Origin of the sequence: Streptomyces sp. NPDC059455 (assembly GCF_042750115.1) — a bacterium.
GTDB classification, from domain to species: domain Bacteria; phylum Actinomycetota; class Actinomycetes; order Streptomycetales; family Streptomycetaceae; genus Streptomyces; species Streptomyces endocoffeicus.
The window spans coordinates 1-15,356 of the sequence record NZ_JBHYVB010000242.1; the positions used below are offsets into that span (position 1 = coordinate 1).

The following is a 15,356-nucleotide window of genomic DNA, read 5'->3' on the forward strand; positions in this document are numbered from 1 at the left end:
CACCCACCCCCCCTCCCAACCCCGAGAGTCAATCCGGTAGGGTGGTCTGTGTTTTGTGTATAAGACACAGAAACCACCCCACCCCCACCACTCACCCCCGCAACGCCCCACTCCCCGTAGCCTGCGCCCCGGGCGCCCGCCGAGCCGGAACGACGGCGCGGCGCGCCAGAGCCGCGGCCCCCGCCAGCCGCAGCAGACCCGTAAGAGGCACCCGCCCCGCACCGCGCGCCCCCGCACCGCGCGCCCCCGTACGGGGCACCCGCGCCGCACCCCGCGGCGACCGGTACGGCGCGTTCCAGCCGTAGGGGAAGGACGCCTTGTCCGTCGTGATGATGTTCGTCGTCTCGTCGCACGCCAGAATCGCGATCAGCCACCGCCGCACCACCCGGTGAAAGGCGGGCGTCAGCGGCCGCGGCGCCAGCAGCCAGTCGCGGCACTGGCCGCTCACCGCGGACCGGTACGTGGTCTCGTCGTAGCGGTGCCAGGGCGCCTCCGGGGTGATCGGGTGGAGGCCGTAGTCCATGGCGGTCAGTGGCGCCAGGGCGGTGCGCAGCGCCTTGTGGTCCGCGCCGGGGAGGAGTTCGCAGACGATCCACGGCCGGTGGCGCCGGATCGTGTCGTACGACCCGCGCAACACCGCCGCCTCGAACGTCTCCACGTCGATCTTGATCAGATGCGGGGCGAGACCGCGTTCCCCGGTGAACGCGTCGACCGTCGTGACCGGCACCGTGACCGACTCGGTGTACCGGCGGTGGGCCGGGTTCAGTGAGTTGGAGGATTCCGATTTGAGGGAGAAGTACAGCTCGGCGGTGCCCGGTTCATCGGCCAGCGCGGTCTGCTGCACCTCGAAGCCGAGCCGGTTGCACTCCCGGATCCGGCGGCACAGCGCGGCCGTCTCCGGGGTCGGCTCGAACGCGATGGCCCGCGGCCCTCGCCCGCCGTCCCCGTACACCGCGCTGATCAGCGCGGTGTACAGCCCGATGTGCGCGCCGATGTCGTACACCGCGCTGCCCGCGGGCGCCTGCTGGGCCAGGGCCAGCAAGGTGGCCTGGGTGGTCGGCTCGTAGCCCGCGAGCCCGGCGCGCCGCAACTGCCGCTGTACGGCGGTCTGTTTGCGGCTGAGCACATTGAGCGCCCGCGGATACGGCCCGCCCGCCTCGAGGACGTCCGGGTTCAGGGGGAGGGTGATGGCGAGGGGCATGGCTGCCGCGTCTCCTGTCGGGTGACGGCCCGCTCCAGCGGGCTGGGGAGGGGAAAGTAGGCGTCGAGGAAGGGGCGGACCAGCGCCAGCTGGTCCTCGAGGTCGTGCTCGGAGGAGACCGTGTCGTTGAGGCAGAACGCCTGGCAGTGGCGGGCCCGCAGCAGTCTGGCCAGCCGGGTGCGGATGGTGGGCTGGGCCAGGTCGAAGTAGTCGTAGCGCAGATGGGCGGGGACCGCGCGTCCGGTCAGGAACGCGTAGTAGTGGTGGAGCGAGGACGGTACGGAGATGTCCGACGTCGAGCGCACCCGGCTGGCCATGGTCGCGCGGACCGGGTCGGGGAACTCCTTCTCGATCTCGGCGAGCACGCTGGTGCGCAGGGCGTGCGGGGTGTGCTTCATCTTCTGGGTGATGGCCGGGCCGAACCGCTCCTCCAGCAGCGCCCGGTTGTTCTTGCCCGCCGCGGATACGGGCACGTCGCCGGGGCCCACGGGGGTCAGCGGGATCAGCGCGCGGGAGGGGAAGAACTTGGAGACGCCGTTGGCCAGGAAGAAGTCCTGCGGGGTGACCGGCGAGCCGAGGAAGACGTCGTCGTTGAAGTAGAGGAAGTGCTCGGCGAGTCCGTCGATGTGGTGCAGCCGGGTCTCGATGGCGTGGGAGTTGAAGGTGGGCAGCACATCGGGGTCGTCGAAGATGTCGTGGTGGTCCACGACGGTGATCCCCGGGTGCGAGGCGGCCAGCCAGGCGGGCACCTGACGGTCGGTCACCAGGTAGATGTGGCGCACCCAGGGGGCGTACAGGTACAGCGAGCGCAGCGAATAGCGCAGTTCGTCGCGGTTGGCGTAGCGGGCGGCGTTGGCGGCCTGGGCGTGATAGCCGTCGCCCGCGAGGGCCGCCCGCCGCCGCTGCCACTGCGGATCCGAGCCGTCCACCCAGGTGTAGACGACGTCGATGGGGAAGCGGACCTCGTCCGGCAGCCGGGTCAGGAACTCCGGGCGGGTGCGCACCAGCGGCCCCGGCTGCCAGCCGATGGGCGGGGCGAGCCGGGTGAACAGCTGGTCGGGGGCGCGCACCGGCTCGCCCACAAGCGGTACGGACGCGGTGGCGCGGTTGAAGCGCGGCGCGATCAGCACCCGCTCCTCGCCCTGCCCGCCCGGCTCCCAGAACTCGATGTCGCAGCCGTGCGCCGGGCCGAGGACCAGCCGTCCGCCCGGCCCGGCGTGGAAGCGGGTGAAGCGGACCACGGGGGCGGCGGCCAGCCGCCGCCAGGCCCGTCGCGTACCGCCGAGCCGGGGCGGGGGCGCCGGGTGGCCGCGCCGCGGGGGCGGTGAGACATACCCGGCTTCCTCGGCGCACAGCGCGGCCAGCGCCTTGACCACCTCGGCCCGCTGATCGGCCCGGACGCCCACGGCCGAGCCGACGTTGCCGTAGCAGCGGACCACGAAGTGGTCGATCCGCGCCCGGTCCAGCGCCTCGCACACCAGCCGCAGATTCTCGGCGCGCGCGAACAGCGGGGTGGGGGAGGGGACCAGGGTCGCCACGAGGGCGCCGCCCCGTCCGTCGGCGATCATCGTTCGACCGGACCCGGCCAGTAGCCCGGCCCGCCGCATCCGCCGCCGCGCCCGGCGCAGCCGCAGCGTGCCGGAGGCGGCCGACAGCCCGCCGAGGCCCCGCATGGCCGCCCGGCGCAGCCCGGGACCGGTCATGGCGACGACCGCGCGGCGCAGCGGCAGCGGGACCGTACGCCGGTATCCGCGCACCAGCGGTGGCGGGTCGGCGAGCCAGGGGCGGGGGGCGGCGGGCGGTGCGGTGAGGGGCATCGTGCGTCCTGGGTCGGGGCGTCGGGACGGGACGGGGCGCGCCGGGCGTCGGGACGGGGCGGGGCGCGGGCGCTGGTGGCGGCTGGTGGCGGCTAGTGGCGGCTAGTGGGGGCTAGTGGGGGCTAGTGGGGGCGGCTCCGGTGGGGGAGTGCGGCGGCGGGTGCGGGGGCGGCGGCCGGTGATGCGGCTGGTGGGGTGCACACGACCCCGGCCCGTGGCGCCGTCCGGGCCGCTGCCTCGACGGGCCGGTCAGGACCGTGCGGAACGGCGCGGACGGCGGCGGGGGCGGGACGGCGCTCGGCGAGCGGGACGACGGGCGGCAGCAGTTCGTGGGGCTCGCCGAGGAACACCCGGCGCACCACGCGTTCGGCCGCCCGCCCGTCGTCGTACGGACAGAAGCGGGCCCGGAACGCGGCGCGCAGCGCGGCCGAGCGCGGACCGCGCCAGGCGCCCGTGGCGAAGAGCGCGATCAGCTCGTCCTCGGTGCGGGAGACCGGGCCGGGCGGGGCGGCGGTGATGTCGAAGTAGGTGCCGCGGGCGGCGCGGTAGGCGTCCCAGTCGTCGGCGTGGATGACGATGGGGCGGTCGAGGTTGGCGTAGTCGAACATGATGGACGAGTAGTCCGTCAGCAGCGCGTCCGCCGCCAGGCACAGCTCCTCCACCCGGCCGTGCCCCGAGACGTCGAGCACCCGGCCGCCGGCACTCCCCATGGCCCCGTCCGGAGCGTGGAAGTAGTGCGGCCTGACCAGCAGCGTGAACCCGGGCCCCAGCGCGCGGGCCACCCGCTCCAGGTCCAGCCGCGGCACGGGGCGGCGCTGGTAGTCGCGGTGGGTCGGCGCGTACAGCACGGCGACGGTGCCCGCGGGGATGCCGAGCCGGGCGCGCAGCCGGGCCACGTCGTCCTCGGGGGCGTGCTGGAAGACGTCGTCGCGCGGCGAGCCGTAGGGGAGCGTGGTGTAGCCGGAGGGGTAGACCCGCTCCCAGACCAGGGTGGTGTGGCGGTTGGCGGAGAGGCTGTAGTCCCAGCGGTCCACCCGCTCCAGCAGCTTGCCGAAGTCCATGCCGCGGGCGGCGGCCGGGCGGTCCCGCAGATCCAGGCCCATGTGCTTGAGCGGGGTGCCGTGGTGGGTCTGGAGATGGATCTGTCCGGGCCGCTTCCGCAGTCCCGGCGTGAAGTTGACGTTGTTGACGAGGAAGCGGGCGCGGGCCAGCGCCGTCCAGTACGCGGCCGAGCCGGGGTGCAGCCGGCGCACCCCGGGCGGCAGGGTGTGGGCGTACTCGGGGGTGGTGATCCAGGCGGTGCGCACCCCCGGCACCAGCTCGCGCACCTTCGCCTCGATGGCGGCCGGGTGGCAGGCGTAGCCCTTGTGCCAGTACGCGGCGAAGACGGCGAGCCGGGGATCGACGGGGAGGCGCAGCTGGACCCGGTAGTGCAGCCACAACGCGGCGGCGCGCGTCTGCCCGTAGGCCGCGCGGGCGCGCTTGTCGACACTCCGCCGCACCTGGTCGCCACCCCGCAGCAACTCGAACGCCCACCGGGCACCCAGCCGCAGCAGCAGACACCGCCACCGGGCGCGCCCCGGCGGGGTGGCCGCGCCATGCGGCCGGTAGCGGCGGTGGTGCGCGCCCGCCCGGCGGAAGAACTCGGCCCGCGCCCGCACCGGCAGCCGGTCCGGCGCGGCGGCGATCACGCCGAGGTGGTCGACCATCCGCCGGAACAGCGCCGGGCGCCAGTGGGCCAGTTCGGGCCGGGCGTCGAGAAACCGGAACACCCGGTCGTACTGCTCGAACACATCGAGGTGGCGCCGGCTGGTCGTGCGCAGGATCCCGCCGCGCCGCCGCTGCCGGTAGTGGACGCACACCCGGTCCAGGACGGCGATGGAATCCGCGCTGAGCAGTACGGGAAAGGTCCAGGGCGTGTCCTCGTAGAACCCGGGCGGAAAGGCGAAGCCCTCCGCGCGGACGAAGTCCCGGCGGTACGCCTTGTTCCAGGCGACCATCAGCAGCCGCAACAGCTCCGGCCGCTGATCGAGCCGGAACACCTGCCGGACGCTCCCGGGATCCCCCTCCCGGAGCAACTCGGCCCGGACGTTCCGTACGACGTCCCCCGTCCAGTCCACCCGCGCGTAGTCGAAGACCAGCACCTGCGGCTCGCCGGTCCGCGCCAGCCGGTCGGCGATGGCGCGCAGCGAGCCGGGGGCGAGGGTGTCATCCCCGTCGAGAAAGAGCAGATAGTCCCCGGTGGCCCGCCGAATCCCGGCGTTCCGCGCCCGCCCGAGCCCCGCGTTCTCCACCAGATGCACGGCCCGCACCCGCGGATCCCGCTGGGCGGCCTCATCGATGATCGCGCCACAGGCGTCCGGCGAGTGGTCATCGACCGCGATCAGCTCCAGGTCCGTGAAGTCCTGTTCCAGCACGGACCGCAGACAGTCACTCAGATACGGCTGGACCTCGTATGCGGGCACGATGACGCTGAACCGGGGCACGGCGGATCCCATCGGTCGAAGCGGCACGGATGGTTCCTCACACCATCATCTGAACGCCCACCGAATAGGACGACGCCATGGCGAGGCACCCCCGAAAGCCCCCCGTTCGGCCCAACACCCGGCCGCTCATGGCGTTCAGGACATGACTGTCCTGTCGGTTGACTATGCCCTCAAGGGGAACTAGTTTCCTGAGTGGAAACTAGTTCTGCTGAAGCACGGTCAAGCACCACCTGGAGGTACCCCATGTCCGAGCGTGTGACCCCGCCCGCCGAGGCCGCCCGTGCGCTGCGCGACGTCGAGCGGCGCCGCGGCCAAGCCCGCGCATCGGAGCAGGAATCCCGCTGGGTCAGCGTCGTGTTCGGCGTCGCGATCTTCGCCCAACTGGCGGCACCCGACTTCGTCAGCGACGACGTGCGCTCCTGGATCGGCTTGGCGATCGCCGCACTCTCCTTGGTGTACGTGATGATGCTGCGGAACCCCCGGGGTGGCGCCCTCCTGGGCCGGCCCACCCGCGTGCGCAGGGACGAAATCTCCCCGCGCTTCATACGGCTGGCCCAACTGGTGATGATCGCCGTGGCGGTGATCTGCTTCCTCGGCACACGCTTGCTGCCGCACGAGCCGTTCCCGTACACAAGGACGGTGGTGGGCGCGGTGATCGGCGCCACTCTCATCCTCTTCGGCCGCAACCTGCAGCGAGTCATGAACTCCCTGGCCTTCCGAGGCGACGGCAAGGGCAGCCCGAACGGCGGCACCTATGGATCCCGCTGACTTCGACACCGTCCTGCTCGACCCGACGCGGCTGTCGATCGTGTCGCTGCTGGTGAGTGTGGAGTGGGCCGAGTTCGGATGGGTCCGCGAGTCGGTGGGAATGTCGCCCTCCGCGCTCTCCAAGCAGGTCAGCACGCTCGAGTCCCGGGGCTACATCGAGGTGAAGAAGGGCTACGTGGGCAAACGCCCCCGAACGTGGCTCGCCCTCACCACGGCCGGACGGGCCGCACTCGAAAGACACGTGGCGGCGCTGCGCCGCGTCGTCGAGGAGTCACAGCGGGCCGCGGAGCGGCGAGACACCTGAAAGTCTGCCCAGCTCCTACGGGTGTGAGTAGTGAGGGCGCGACGCGTTCGCCGCCCCCTCGAACCGGTGGGGCGACCCGCGCGCCCGGCTGCTGGCCACGAACCTGCCGCGCCGGCCGTCACTGGCGTGACGGTCGGCATGTTCTAGCCGACCAGTTCGTATGCATCGCAAACCTACTAGCTCACCGCAAACCTTGGAACACTCATGAACCTGGACCAGTACTCGACACTCCGCGTCGCGATTGATGCCGGAGTCGCGCGGATCACCTTGGACAATCCCCCTGTCAACGTGCTCAGCGGAACCCTGATTCGCGAACTGCACGACGCTCTCGGGACGCTGCGGGACGACCGCTCGGTCCGCGTCATCGTGTTCTCCAGCGCCAACCCCGAGCTCTTCCTCGCACACGTCGACTTCCACATCCTCAACGAGATGGACGAGCTGCAGGAGATCGCGGACCGCAACCCGGACGCCAACCTCTTCCAGGGGGTCGGCGAGCTGCTGCGACACCAGCCACAGGTGACGATCATCAAACTGGCGGGCAAGGCACGAGCCGGAGGCGCGGAGTTCATCGCGGCGGCCGACATGACCTTCGCCGCGCGAGAGACCGCGGGCATCGGACAGAGCGAGGTACTGATGGGCATCGTGCCGGGCGGCGGAGGCACGCAGTACCTGCGCGAGCGGGTCGGACGCAACCGGGCGCTGGAACTGCTGCTCACCGGCGACCTGGTGGATGCGGACACCGCAGCCGCCTACGGGTGGATCAACCGCTCGGTGCCCGCAGCCGAGCTGGACGCGTTCGTTGACGGGGTCGCGGAGAAGATTGCCGCGCTGTCCCCGGAGCTCATCGCCGCAGCCAAGCGGCTGGTCGCTCCGGCGGACCTGACCGACGGCCTGCGAGCGGAAAACGACGCATGGGCCGAGCTGGTGAGCGGGGATCTGCCGGCACGACTCATGGCAGGGGCTCTGAAGCACGGTGTGCAGACCCCGGCGGGCGAGCATGATCTGGAATCGGTCATGCGAAGCGTCGCTGCCGACCTGTAGAGCGAAAGTCACGGCCCGGGAAGGCTCCGGGCGGGATCCGTTTCGCGCCGACGTCACCGGGCGGCATGGTGGAGGCGCGCCCGGCCGGTTAGGCATCGCCTTGACGTTCTCTCAGCAGGCCGCCCGCAGGTCCTCGCCGGAGGCGGCTCGGCAGTCGCGGCAGCGGGTGTCGTTCGTGGAGCGGAAGGCGCGGTCGCAGCCGTCGCAGGTCCGCCAGGGGAGGACGGGCGGTGTGCTGGGTGGGACAGCCGGGGTGGGTACGGGAAGTGGGGGCTCGCTGAGGCGGAAGGCGAGGATGCGGGCGGGGCGGGTCAGGAGGCGGTCGGGGAGGCGCGTGGTGAGCGCACGGGTGATCTGCGCGGGTCCCACCCCGGCGGCGAGCCATTCGCTGACGGCGGGTGCGAGTTCGGCCACGTCCCGGCGGGACAGGATGAGCCGGGGGTCGACGATGCGTAGCGAGGTCAGGATGGTGACGGCCTGCTCGTCGGCCTTGGCCAGTGGGGGAGGCGTGGAGCTGGTGTCGGCAGCGGCTTCCGGTTCGGGTGTGTGCGGTGGTGTATGCGCGGCGGGTGTCTCCCGAGGCACCTTCGGACGGGGCCTTCGGGGGCGTGGTGGGGTGGGTGCGGCACCGCCCCTTGGGACGTCGTAGAAGTAGGTGCGGGTGCGGATGACGCCCCCGGAGCCGCGTTCGCGTCGCCGCTGCAGGTAGCCGGCGGACTCCAACTCCCGTAACGCCCGCGAGATCAGGATCTCGCCCTCGGTGAAGTGCTCGCACAGTGCGGCGATGCTGACGGGGGTGCCGTCGGGGAGCGAGGAGATGTACGCCGCGACGCCGATCGTGACCGCGCTTCCGCGTCGTTGCGACGAGGGCGTTGGCGATCACCGTGAAGTCGGCGGTGAGGCGGGTACGGACGTGGATCACGCCGGAGGTCGGAGCTCCGGCTTCGGCGCGCGTGGGCGCGTTAGACTGCGGGCCAGCCATCGGGAAGCTCATTTCTTCCTGATCGGTCAGGCCCTCGTTCGGGATGCCAGTCCCGGCCGGGGGCCGTCGTCTGTTTGCGGTTGTGTTGCCGTGAACGTAACGACTGGCGTGCTTCGCCCGCAAGCTGGTCACTCGTACGGGTGAGCAGCAGGAAGGGTGGGTGGGCGGGAGTTCTTTATCCCGGTTCTTTGGGGGAGTTCGTGGCCCGCCGGATCCCCGTGTACGAGAGTCCGGCGGGCCGGCTTGGTTACAGCCCGACCGGGTTGAGGTAGGTGGCCGGGTGGGTGGCGCCGTCCTGCTTGAGGATCTGGCCGCCGAACGGCCACTTCAGGGTGAAGTGCGCCGTCTCGTTCGGCGGGGTGACCAGGAACTTCGCCGGAACGAACTTCTCCTTCCGCGGCGTGGACTCGGCCACCGGGAGCAGGGTGATGCTGAAGTCGGTCGTATCTCCCGGCCCCAGGACCATCTTTTCGGGCGTCTTGGAGGAGCGTGCCAGCGACCAGGTGCCGTCAGTCCCCTGAGCGCCGATCATGTCGACACCGGCGAAACCGGACAGGGTACAGGTGCGGTTGCTCTTGTTGGTGAACCAGATGTACGCCTGGGTTTGCCTCTCGGTCTGATCCATCTCCGGTCTCGCGTCCTCCCCCATGGCGAAGCCGGCCTTCAGGTCGGCGGTGTGGCAGCGGGTCGGCGCGGCCTTGGCGGTGGCGGCCGAGGCCGGGATGGCCGTAGCGGCAGCGCTCGCGACGACGAGGCCCGCAAGGGCCACGGCGGTCAGCTTGTTCTTCATGAAGTTCGGGATTCCCCTCGCATACGAATCGGCGCGCGAAGTCAGTCGGCGCCTGCGCACCGGAAGATGTGCGGTGCCCGGGGGAGGTTCCGTGCGCCGGAGAGCCTATTTCGGACATCCAGGCTCCCAAGTGTGGCCGTATTACGAGGACTTATTCGGTGTGGGCATCAGAGGCTGCGGCCGGTCGTCAGTTCGGCAAGGAAGTCGGTCCAGGAGGCCGCCGGGAAGACCAGCGCGGGGCCATCGGGCCGCTTGCTGTCACGGACGGGGACGACGCCGGGTATGCCGTCGGCCACCTCCACGCAGTCGCCACCCTCCTGATTGCTGTAGCTGCTCTTGCGCCACGCGGCGTCGTTCAGATCGGGACGGGACACTCGCTCCACGGTGGTTGCCCTCCATCACGGATCGGATCATGTCGAGCGACATGAGTGGGGGCAGGGATACTGCCCGCAGCCGATCGTAGGACAGCGCGAAGCGCTTGACGTCCCTTGGTTCTTCGATGAGTTGGCCGTAGTGGGCGCCTTCCGTGTAGGCCACCTCTGTCTCGTCAGGCGACGTCAGCACGGTCAGGGACCCGCCCATCACGTCGTGCTCCGCCTGGTCGAAGGGCAGTACCTGCACGGTGATGTGGGGTTCCATGGCGGCGTCCAGGAGCCTGGCCAACTGTTCCCGCATGACGGCCCTGCCTCCGATCGGACGCCGCAACACCGCCTCGTCCAGGACGACCCACACTTCGGGGCGGTCGGGTGAAGTGAGCCGTTCCTGTCGCCTGAGCCTGGCGGTCACACGGTCTTCCAACTGCTCCTCGCTGGTGAGAGACAAACCGACGCGCAGAACGGCCCGTGCGTAGTCCTCGGTCTGCAACAGACCGGGCACCACATGCGCCGCGTACTGCCTGATGGACACCGCCCGCTCCGAGTAGGCCATGAATGCCCGCGACCAGTCCGGGAACGCCTCCCGGTAGACGTACGGCCACATGTCCACCAGCAGGCTGTCCGCCCCGAGGACGGTGTCGAGGGTCCGCGCCAGCTCGAATGTCGGTTTCGCCCCGGACGCGCGCTCGATCTGGGTGATCCGGGTGCTGACCACATGTGTCCTCTCGCCCAGCTCGGCCTGGGTCAGACCGGCGGCCGTGCGGAGTCTGCGGACCCGGGATCCGAAGAGCGCCGCCATCGACGAGCGAGGATCAACTTCTCTGGCCAAAACATCACTTCCGTTCCTTACGGCCTGAAAGGTAAGGCGTCATGGCCTTTTGAGCGTAGACCCGCGCCGCGATCCTTAACCACGGAACGTCACGATGCGCACACGCTGCGAATCGTACGGAAGATCGATCGGACGGAAATGGACAACACCGTGCTGAAGACGACCACGGCGCCGGACCCCGAGCCCGAACTCCGGGAGCTCACCCAGCAGTTCCCCGCTACACCGCGCGGAGCGCGTCTCGCTCGGCGGCTCGCGGTGCGGCGGATGGAGGAGTGGGGTTATCCGGCCGCGTCGGACGCGTCCTGCACGGTGGCCCTGCTGGTGGCGGAGCTGGCCTCGAACGCCGTACGGCACGGCCACGTACCCGGGCGGGACTTCCGTCTCCGCCTCGCCTGCGCGTCCTCGACGCGGACGATCCGTATCGAGGTCTCGGACGCTCGCGAGGACCGTCTCCCGGTCATTCCGCCGACGCTGACGGCCGATGACGAATCGGGGCGTGGTCTCCTCCTCGTCGACCTGCTGGCCACTCGCTGGGGGACGACGCCTCGTATCCCCGTCGGCAAGACGGTGTGGGCGGAATGCGCTGCGCCATGACCCGAAAAGCGCCCGGTCAACTCCCGTGTGCAAGAGCGCTGCTGCCGGTGTGGGAGTCGAGGCCGGACAACAGCTCGGCGAGCCCGGGGTCGGCTTCGTAGTGCCGCTTCTGCAGCTCTGCGATCTTGGCGCCCAGTTCTGGGTGGGGGGTGTCGGAGATGTCGAAACTCTCGAACCTTTCGATCAGAGGGAAGCAGACCCGTTCCGATGTCACGTGCACCGGGTGGGTGAGGTACTCCCAGTACGCATCCAGATCTTCCAGGGCGAACACCGCACTCCAGTCGAAGTCGCTGTTGTATTCGCGGCCGAAGATGAACGATTTCACCGCGGGGATGGCCCGGCCCTGGTCTTTGAGGCAGTCCAGCGCCTCGTCGATCTGCTGGGAGGTGATGCCTTCCCTGAGCTTCACGCGGATGCCGTGGTAGATCATCGGGTTCTCCTTGCCGTGGTGGTGCGTGGGTGCGTGGGTGAAGGCGGGGGTGGTGGTCAGCGGAGGGCGAGGCGGCGGCGTTCGAGGACGGTGGCGATGGCGTAGGCGCCGCCACCGGCGATGGCGAGGACCCAGTAGAGGCCGGGGGTGCCGAGGAAGAGCGCGGCGGTGGAGGTCAGCGCGAGCCAGACGCCGAGACCGTAGTGCAGGACGTTGCGGCGTGCGGCGCCTTCGCTGACGTAGATCAAGCCGACGATGAGGCCGGATCCGGTGGGCCAGAGCACGGACTGCAGGTCGGGCGCCTCGACGGCGGACGACAGGCCGGTGATGGCGAGGAACAGGGCGGCGAAGCCGATGAGCCAGGAGGCGCCGAGCAGTTTGCCGGACAGGAGGTCCGGCCCTGTGACGCCGCGCTGGGCGCGCAGGGCGGCGCGGGTGGCTTGGACGGTGCCGGTCGCGAGTCCGGCGCCGAGGAGTGCCATGGGCAGCCAGGCAGGCAGATCGAGCAGCGGGCTGGTGCCCTTGGAGAGTGCGGCGGAGCCGTGCCCGAGCACGTAGGCGAGTCCGAAGCCGATGTAGGTCGCGCGGTTGTCGACCTCGCCCGGTGAGTGCGTCGCGGAGGCGGTGCTGGGGGCGGTGACCTGGGGGGCGGCGGTGGCGAAGGGCATGACGGAACCTCCGGGGTGGTGGGGGGAAAACTGCGGGGTGAACTGCGGGGTGAACTGACGAGACGGGCGGACCGGCAGAGGTGGCCGAGAGCCGGCACGGGTGCGTACGCGGTCCGGGAAGCTGCCCGGGTACCGGGCTGAGTGGGTGGTGCGTGACGGTGGGTCGCGAGATGCCGCGCGGCATGAGCGGGTCGGCCGCCGTGGTCAGAGGCGTGCGGGATGAGAACGCGCCGGTCAGGCCTCCGGGACGAGGACGACCTTGCCGATGACGGTGCGGGACTCGGCGAGCGCCAGCGCCGAGGCGGCGTCGGACAGCGGGATCTCGGCGGCGATCTGAGGGGTGAGGACGCCGTCGGCCACCAGGCGCAGCACCTCGGTGAGGTCCTCGGTCAGTCGGCGCCGAAATTCCGTCCGGCAGCGCCGGCCCGCCCAGAAACTGTAGAAGTGCGCGCTCTTGCCGTTGGGCAGCGAGTTCCACGCCGAGAGCTGCCCGAACAGCTTCAGCACCGGCAGTTGCGAGCTGCCCTCTTCGTTCTTCGTCGCGGCGGTGCCGTACGAGACCAGGGTTCCGCCCCGGCGCAGCAGCCGCCACGACTCCACGACCCCGGGGCCGCCGACGTGGTCGAAGACCGCGTCGACGCCGTCCGGCGCGATCTTCCGGATCTGGTCGTACATGTCCGGGTCGCGGTAGTCGACCGGGGTGGCGCCCAGTTCGCGCACGCTCGTGTGGTGCCGCGCCGAGGCCGTGCCGATCACCGTGATTCCGGCGTGCCGGGCCAGCTGCACGAGGATGGAGCCGACGCCGCCGTTGGCGCCCAGCACCACGACGGTTCCGCCGGAGCGCACCTTGGCCGTTCGGTGCAGCATCTGCCAGGCGGTGATCCCGTTGACGACCACGGTCTCCGCGGTGGCCGCGTCCATGCCGTCCGGCACCGGCATCAGCTCCGCGGCGTCGATCAGCAGATGACTGGCCCATGCGCCGACCTTGGTGACCGCGGCGAACCGGTGTCCGGTCATCCCGGCGTCCACGCCGGGCCCCGTCGAGATGACGGTGCCCACCACGTCGTACCCGGGCACGAAGGGGAACGGCGGCTGGTCGTAGTACTTGCCGCGGCGCATCTGCTGCTCGGCGAAGGAGACCCCGGTCGCGTCCATCCGCAGGAGGACCTGGCCCGTGTCCGGAGCGGGAAGGTCGCGGGTCCGGACCTCCAGACCGCTCGGCTCGACCTTGCCGGGCAGGACGATCTCGGTGGCGCGGATGGCGACCGATGTGCTCATGAGGGGGCTCCTTGACGCCTCAGCTGTGTGCTTACGTACGTAAGGCTACGCATGTAAGTCGAGTGCGGCAAGGGGGTGCGGCAGTAAACTTCACGCTGTAAGGTTACGGATCGAAGAAGACCGGTACGGCCCTCGATGGTGACCGGCTTCGAGAAGAGGGTGAAGGCCCTCGAAGAGGAGATTGCGCGCCCTCGGCGCCCTCGGCCCCCGGGTGCCGTGCGGGTCGGGGGCGCCGTGCGGGGTGGGGCGGGGTGCTGTCGCCGACGGCGGGTGCGTCGTCCCTGGCGGGTATGTGGGTTGCCCGGAGGCGGTGATCAGGCGTTGCCCGGAGGTGGTGATCAGGCGTCTTTGAGGCAGGTGATTCTGGTGACGATGGAGTCGGCGATGCTCTCCTCCGACCAGGGGAAGGCGCGGATGACGGCACGCTGGTGCGCGAGGCCGTGCAGGCTGAGCCACAGTGTGATCGCGTCGAGCCCCGGGTCGCTGATGGCGCACTGGCCCGCGGCGGCGCAGTCGGTGAGAACGTCGACGAGTACCTGTATGGCCGTCGAGCCGAGGCTGACGAGGTCCTCCTCGGTCAGGGAGTTGTCGCCCAGGGTCGGCATCCAGAGGCCCCCGAACATCGTGCGGTAGCGCTCGGGGTGGCTCTTCGCGAAGGCGAGGTAGGACCGGCAGACGGCATGCAGCTGTTCTCGTGGGTTGTCACCGGCCTCCTGTACGACGGAGCGCAGGAGGGTTTCCAGTTCGGCGAATTCCCGTTGCACGACGGCCAGCATGATGGCCGGCTGGTCGGGGAAGTGCGGATAGATCGACGGGGCGGAGATGCCCACCTTGCGGGCGACCGACCGCAGGGTGATGGCGTGTTCGTCGCCGGTCTCGTCGAGCAGCGCCGCGGCGGCGGAGACGATGTCCTCGCGCAGGCGGCCGCCCTCGCCGCGGCGGTTGCGCGCACGCGCCCGTTTCGGTGCGGCCGGGCCTGCCGCGCTGGTCTTCTCCACTCTGTAACCTTACACCCCGAAGTTTATTGGGGTGAACCTCTTGTCGTACTCGACTTACGGCCGTAGCCTTACGGTCGTAAAGTGTGGCGCATGGACGACCGAGAAGAGGAAGACCTTGATGAACGCACGACGCAAGCTCCTGAAGGGCATCGGTGTCGCCGCACTCGGCACGACGGTGACTCTGGCCGTGCAGCCAGTGGCGGCGGCGGACGAGGCGCGGCCGAGTGCCCGGACCTACCAGGACTGCCAGGGCGTGACCGTCGACAAGCGGGCCCCCGTGATCAGCAGGGCCAGCGTTCTCATCAAGGCGCCTCTGACGACGGTCTGGCGTCTGCACACGGATATCGACAACTGGGCGAGCTGGATACCGGAGATCACCCCGGCGCGGAAGACGACGCCGGGGCCGCTGCGGCCGGGTTCGTCCTTCGAATGGTCACCGCAGAACATGAAGGTCAAGTCGACGGTCAAATCGGTCAGGCCGCTGCGGTGCACCGCATGGGGCGCGCCCGTGAACGGCATCACCGGTGTCCACCTGTTCACCTTCAAGCCGGTCAAGGGCGGCGTGCTCGCCACCACGGAGGAGTCTTGGGCGGGCCCTCCCGTCGAAGCCGACATCCCCGGCAGCCAGAGCAGCCTCGATGCGGGCCTCAAGGACTGGATGCAACGGCTGAAGGACACCGCCGAGACGCGGTCCGGCTGTCACTGACCGCAAAAGGGGCGGGGGGGGGGGGGGGCGCGGGCGGCGGGGCGCCGCGCGCCCCGCGCGCGGGGGGGGGGGCGGAGACCCCCCCCCGCG

General features: G+C 70.6%; 15 protein-coding genes and 1 pseudogene. 5 read left to right on the forward strand and 11 right to left on the reverse strand.

Translation table 11 applies throughout. From position 1 onward, the window contains the following. Positions 1 to 91 precede the first annotated feature (91 nt). The 3 genes from ACFXB5_RS46620 to ACFXB5_RS46630 all read right to left on the reverse strand — a co-directional run bounded on the left by ACFXB5_RS46620 (position 92) and on the right by ACFXB5_RS46630 (position 5,504). Positions 92 to 1,201: an FkbM family methyltransferase gene (locus ACFXB5_RS46620; RefSeq protein WP_385220237.1), complete on the reverse strand. Its 1,110-nt coding sequence runs from the start codon at positions 1,199 to 1,201 to the stop codon at positions 92 to 94. Further along, complete coding sequence (locus ACFXB5_RS46625; RefSeq protein ID WP_385220239.1) at positions 1,174 to 3,018, reverse strand: stealth family protein; 1,845 nt, start codon at positions 3,016 to 3,018, stop codon at positions 1,174 to 1,176. Before ACFXB5_RS46625 ends, ACFXB5_RS46620 begins: the two co-directional genes overlap by 28 nt. A 122-nt stretch (positions 3,019 to 3,140) precedes the next feature. Further along, a complete protein-coding gene (locus ACFXB5_RS46630; protein WP_385220274.1) occupies positions 3,141 to 5,504 on the reverse strand; it encodes a CDP-glycerol glycerophosphotransferase family protein in 2,364 nt (787 codons plus the stop codon). A 243-nt stretch (positions 5,505 to 5,747) separates the two neighbouring features. Between ACFXB5_RS46630 and ACFXB5_RS46635 the strand changes: the two genes are divergently transcribed. The 3 genes from ACFXB5_RS46635 to ACFXB5_RS46645 all read left to right on the forward strand — a co-directional run bounded on the left by ACFXB5_RS46635 (position 5,748) and on the right by ACFXB5_RS46645 (position 7,617). After that, on the forward strand, positions 5,748 to 6,272 hold the full coding sequence (locus ACFXB5_RS46635) for a hypothetical protein (RefSeq protein ID WP_385220242.1): 525 nt from the start codon (positions 5,748 to 5,750) through the stop codon (positions 6,270 to 6,272). Continuing rightward, positions 6,259 to 6,576, forward strand: a complete 318-nt coding sequence (locus ACFXB5_RS46640; protein WP_385220245.1) for a winged helix-turn-helix domain-containing protein — start codon at positions 6,259 to 6,261, stop codon at positions 6,574 to 6,576. Before ACFXB5_RS46635 ends, ACFXB5_RS46640 begins: the two co-directional genes overlap by 14 nt. Positions 6,577 to 6,780: 204 nt before the next feature. Beyond that, complete coding sequence (locus tag ACFXB5_RS46645; protein ID WP_385220248.1) at positions 6,781 to 7,617, forward strand: enoyl-CoA hydratase/isomerase family protein; 837 nt, start codon at positions 6,781 to 6,783, stop codon at positions 7,615 to 7,617. 111 nt (positions 7,618 to 7,728) lie between these two features. On the opposite strand, the pseudogene ACFXB5_RS46650 reads toward ACFXB5_RS46645, so the two are convergent. The 4 genes and pseudogenes from ACFXB5_RS46650 to ACFXB5_RS46665 all read right to left on the reverse strand — a co-directional run bounded on the left by ACFXB5_RS46650 (position 7,729) and on the right by ACFXB5_RS46665 (position 10,562). Next, positions 7,729 to 8,599: pseudogene (locus ACFXB5_RS46650) on the reverse strand (hypothetical protein). A 247-nt stretch (positions 8,600 to 8,846) separates the two neighbouring features. After that, positions 8,847 to 9,389, reverse strand: a complete 543-nt coding sequence (locus tag ACFXB5_RS46655; protein WP_385220250.1) for a DUF4232 domain-containing protein — start codon at positions 9,387 to 9,389, stop codon at positions 8,847 to 8,849. Positions 9,390 to 9,556: 167 nt separating this feature from the next. Next, positions 9,557 to 9,691: a DUF397 domain-containing protein gene (locus ACFXB5_RS46660; RefSeq protein ID WP_385220253.1), complete on the reverse strand. Its 135-nt coding sequence runs from the start codon at positions 9,689 to 9,691 to the stop codon at positions 9,557 to 9,559. After that, on the reverse strand, positions 9,648 to 10,562 hold the full coding sequence (locus tag ACFXB5_RS46665) for a Scr1 family TA system antitoxin-like transcriptional regulator (RefSeq protein ID WP_385220256.1): 915 nt from the start codon (positions 10,560 to 10,562) through the stop codon (positions 9,648 to 9,650). The genes ACFXB5_RS46660 and ACFXB5_RS46665 overlap by 44 nt, the downstream gene beginning before the upstream one ends. A gap of 168 nt (positions 10,563 to 10,730) precedes the next feature. Between ACFXB5_RS46665 and ACFXB5_RS46670 the strand changes: the two genes are divergently transcribed. Next, entirely contained in the window at positions 10,731 to 11,186 is a 456-nt protein-coding gene (locus ACFXB5_RS46670) for an ATP-binding protein (protein ID WP_385220259.1), read from the forward strand. Positions 11,187 to 11,202: 16 nt separating this feature from the next. Here the strand turns inward: ACFXB5_RS46670 and ACFXB5_RS46675 are convergent, their stop codons facing one another. From ACFXB5_RS46675 to ACFXB5_RS46690, 4 genes are all read right to left on the reverse strand, one after another. Continuing rightward, the gene (locus ACFXB5_RS46675; RefSeq protein ID WP_385220261.1) at positions 11,203 to 11,616 is read right to left on the reverse strand and encodes a Dabb family protein; all 414 of its coding nucleotides are present in this window, start codon (positions 11,614 to 11,616) and stop codon (positions 11,203 to 11,205) included. Between the two features lie 56 nt (positions 11,617 to 11,672). Beyond that, positions 11,673 to 12,284: an ABC transporter permease gene (locus tag ACFXB5_RS46680; RefSeq protein ID WP_385220264.1), complete on the reverse strand. Its 612-nt coding sequence runs from the start codon at positions 12,282 to 12,284 to the stop codon at positions 11,673 to 11,675. Between the two features lie 234 nt (positions 12,285 to 12,518). Then, entirely contained in the window at positions 12,519 to 13,562 is a 1,044-nt protein-coding gene (locus tag ACFXB5_RS46685) for a medium chain dehydrogenase/reductase family protein (RefSeq protein WP_385220266.1), read from the reverse strand. A gap of 338 nt (positions 13,563 to 13,900) precedes the next feature. Continuing rightward, complete coding sequence (locus ACFXB5_RS46690; protein ID WP_385220269.1) at positions 13,901 to 14,560, reverse strand: TetR/AcrR family transcriptional regulator; 660 nt, start codon at positions 14,558 to 14,560, stop codon at positions 13,901 to 13,903. Positions 14,561 to 14,678: 118 nt separating this feature from the next. On the opposite strand from ACFXB5_RS46690, the gene ACFXB5_RS46695 reads away from it, so the two are divergent. After that, entirely contained in the window at positions 14,679 to 15,266 is a 588-nt protein-coding gene (locus ACFXB5_RS46695) for an SRPBCC family protein (protein WP_385220271.1), read from the forward strand. The last annotated feature ends 90 nt before the right edge of the window (positions 15,267 to 15,356 follow it).

Bases quoted from the DNA above. Each gene is read 5' to 3' on its own strand.
- ACFXB5_RS46620 (WP_385220237.1), bottom strand. From the start codon at position 1,201: ATGCCCCTCGCCATCACCCTCCCCCTGAACCCGGACGTCCTCGAGGCG.
- ACFXB5_RS46625 (WP_385220239.1), bottom strand. From the start codon at position 3,018: ATGCCCCTCACCGCACCGCCCGCCGCCCCCCGCCCCTGGCTCGCCGAC.
- ACFXB5_RS46635 (WP_385220242.1), top strand. From the start codon at position 5,748: ATGTCCGAGCGTGTGACCCCGCCCGCCGAGGCCGCCCGTGCGCTGCGC.
- ACFXB5_RS46640 (WP_385220245.1), top strand. From the start codon at position 6,259: ATGGATCCCGCTGACTTCGACACCGTCCTGCTCGACCCGACGCGGCTG.
- ACFXB5_RS46645 (WP_385220248.1), top strand. From the start codon at position 6,781: ATGAACCTGGACCAGTACTCGACACTCCGCGTCGCGATTGATGCCGGA.
- ACFXB5_RS46655 (WP_385220250.1), bottom strand. From the start codon at position 9,389: ATGAAGAACAAGCTGACCGCCGTGGCCCTTGCGGGCCTCGTCGTCGCG.
- ACFXB5_RS46665 (WP_385220256.1), bottom strand. From the start codon at position 10,562: ATGGCGGCGCTCTTCGGATCCCGGGTCCGCAGACTCCGCACGGCCGCC.
- ACFXB5_RS46670 (WP_385220259.1), top strand. From the start codon at position 10,731: ATGGACAACACCGTGCTGAAGACGACCACGGCGCCGGACCCCGAGCCC.
- ACFXB5_RS46675 (WP_385220261.1), bottom strand. From the start codon at position 11,616: ATGATCTACCACGGCATCCGCGTGAAGCTCAGGGAAGGCATCACCTCC.
- ACFXB5_RS46680 (WP_385220264.1), bottom strand. From the start codon at position 12,284: ATGCCCTTCGCCACCGCCGCCCCCCAGGTCACCGCCCCCAGCACCGCC.
- ACFXB5_RS46685 (WP_385220266.1), bottom strand. From the start codon at position 13,562: ATGAGCACATCGGTCGCCATCCGCGCCACCGAGATCGTCCTGCCCGGC.
- ACFXB5_RS46695 (WP_385220271.1), top strand. From the start codon at position 14,679: ATGAACGCACGACGCAAGCTCCTGAAGGGCATCGGTGTCGCCGCACTC.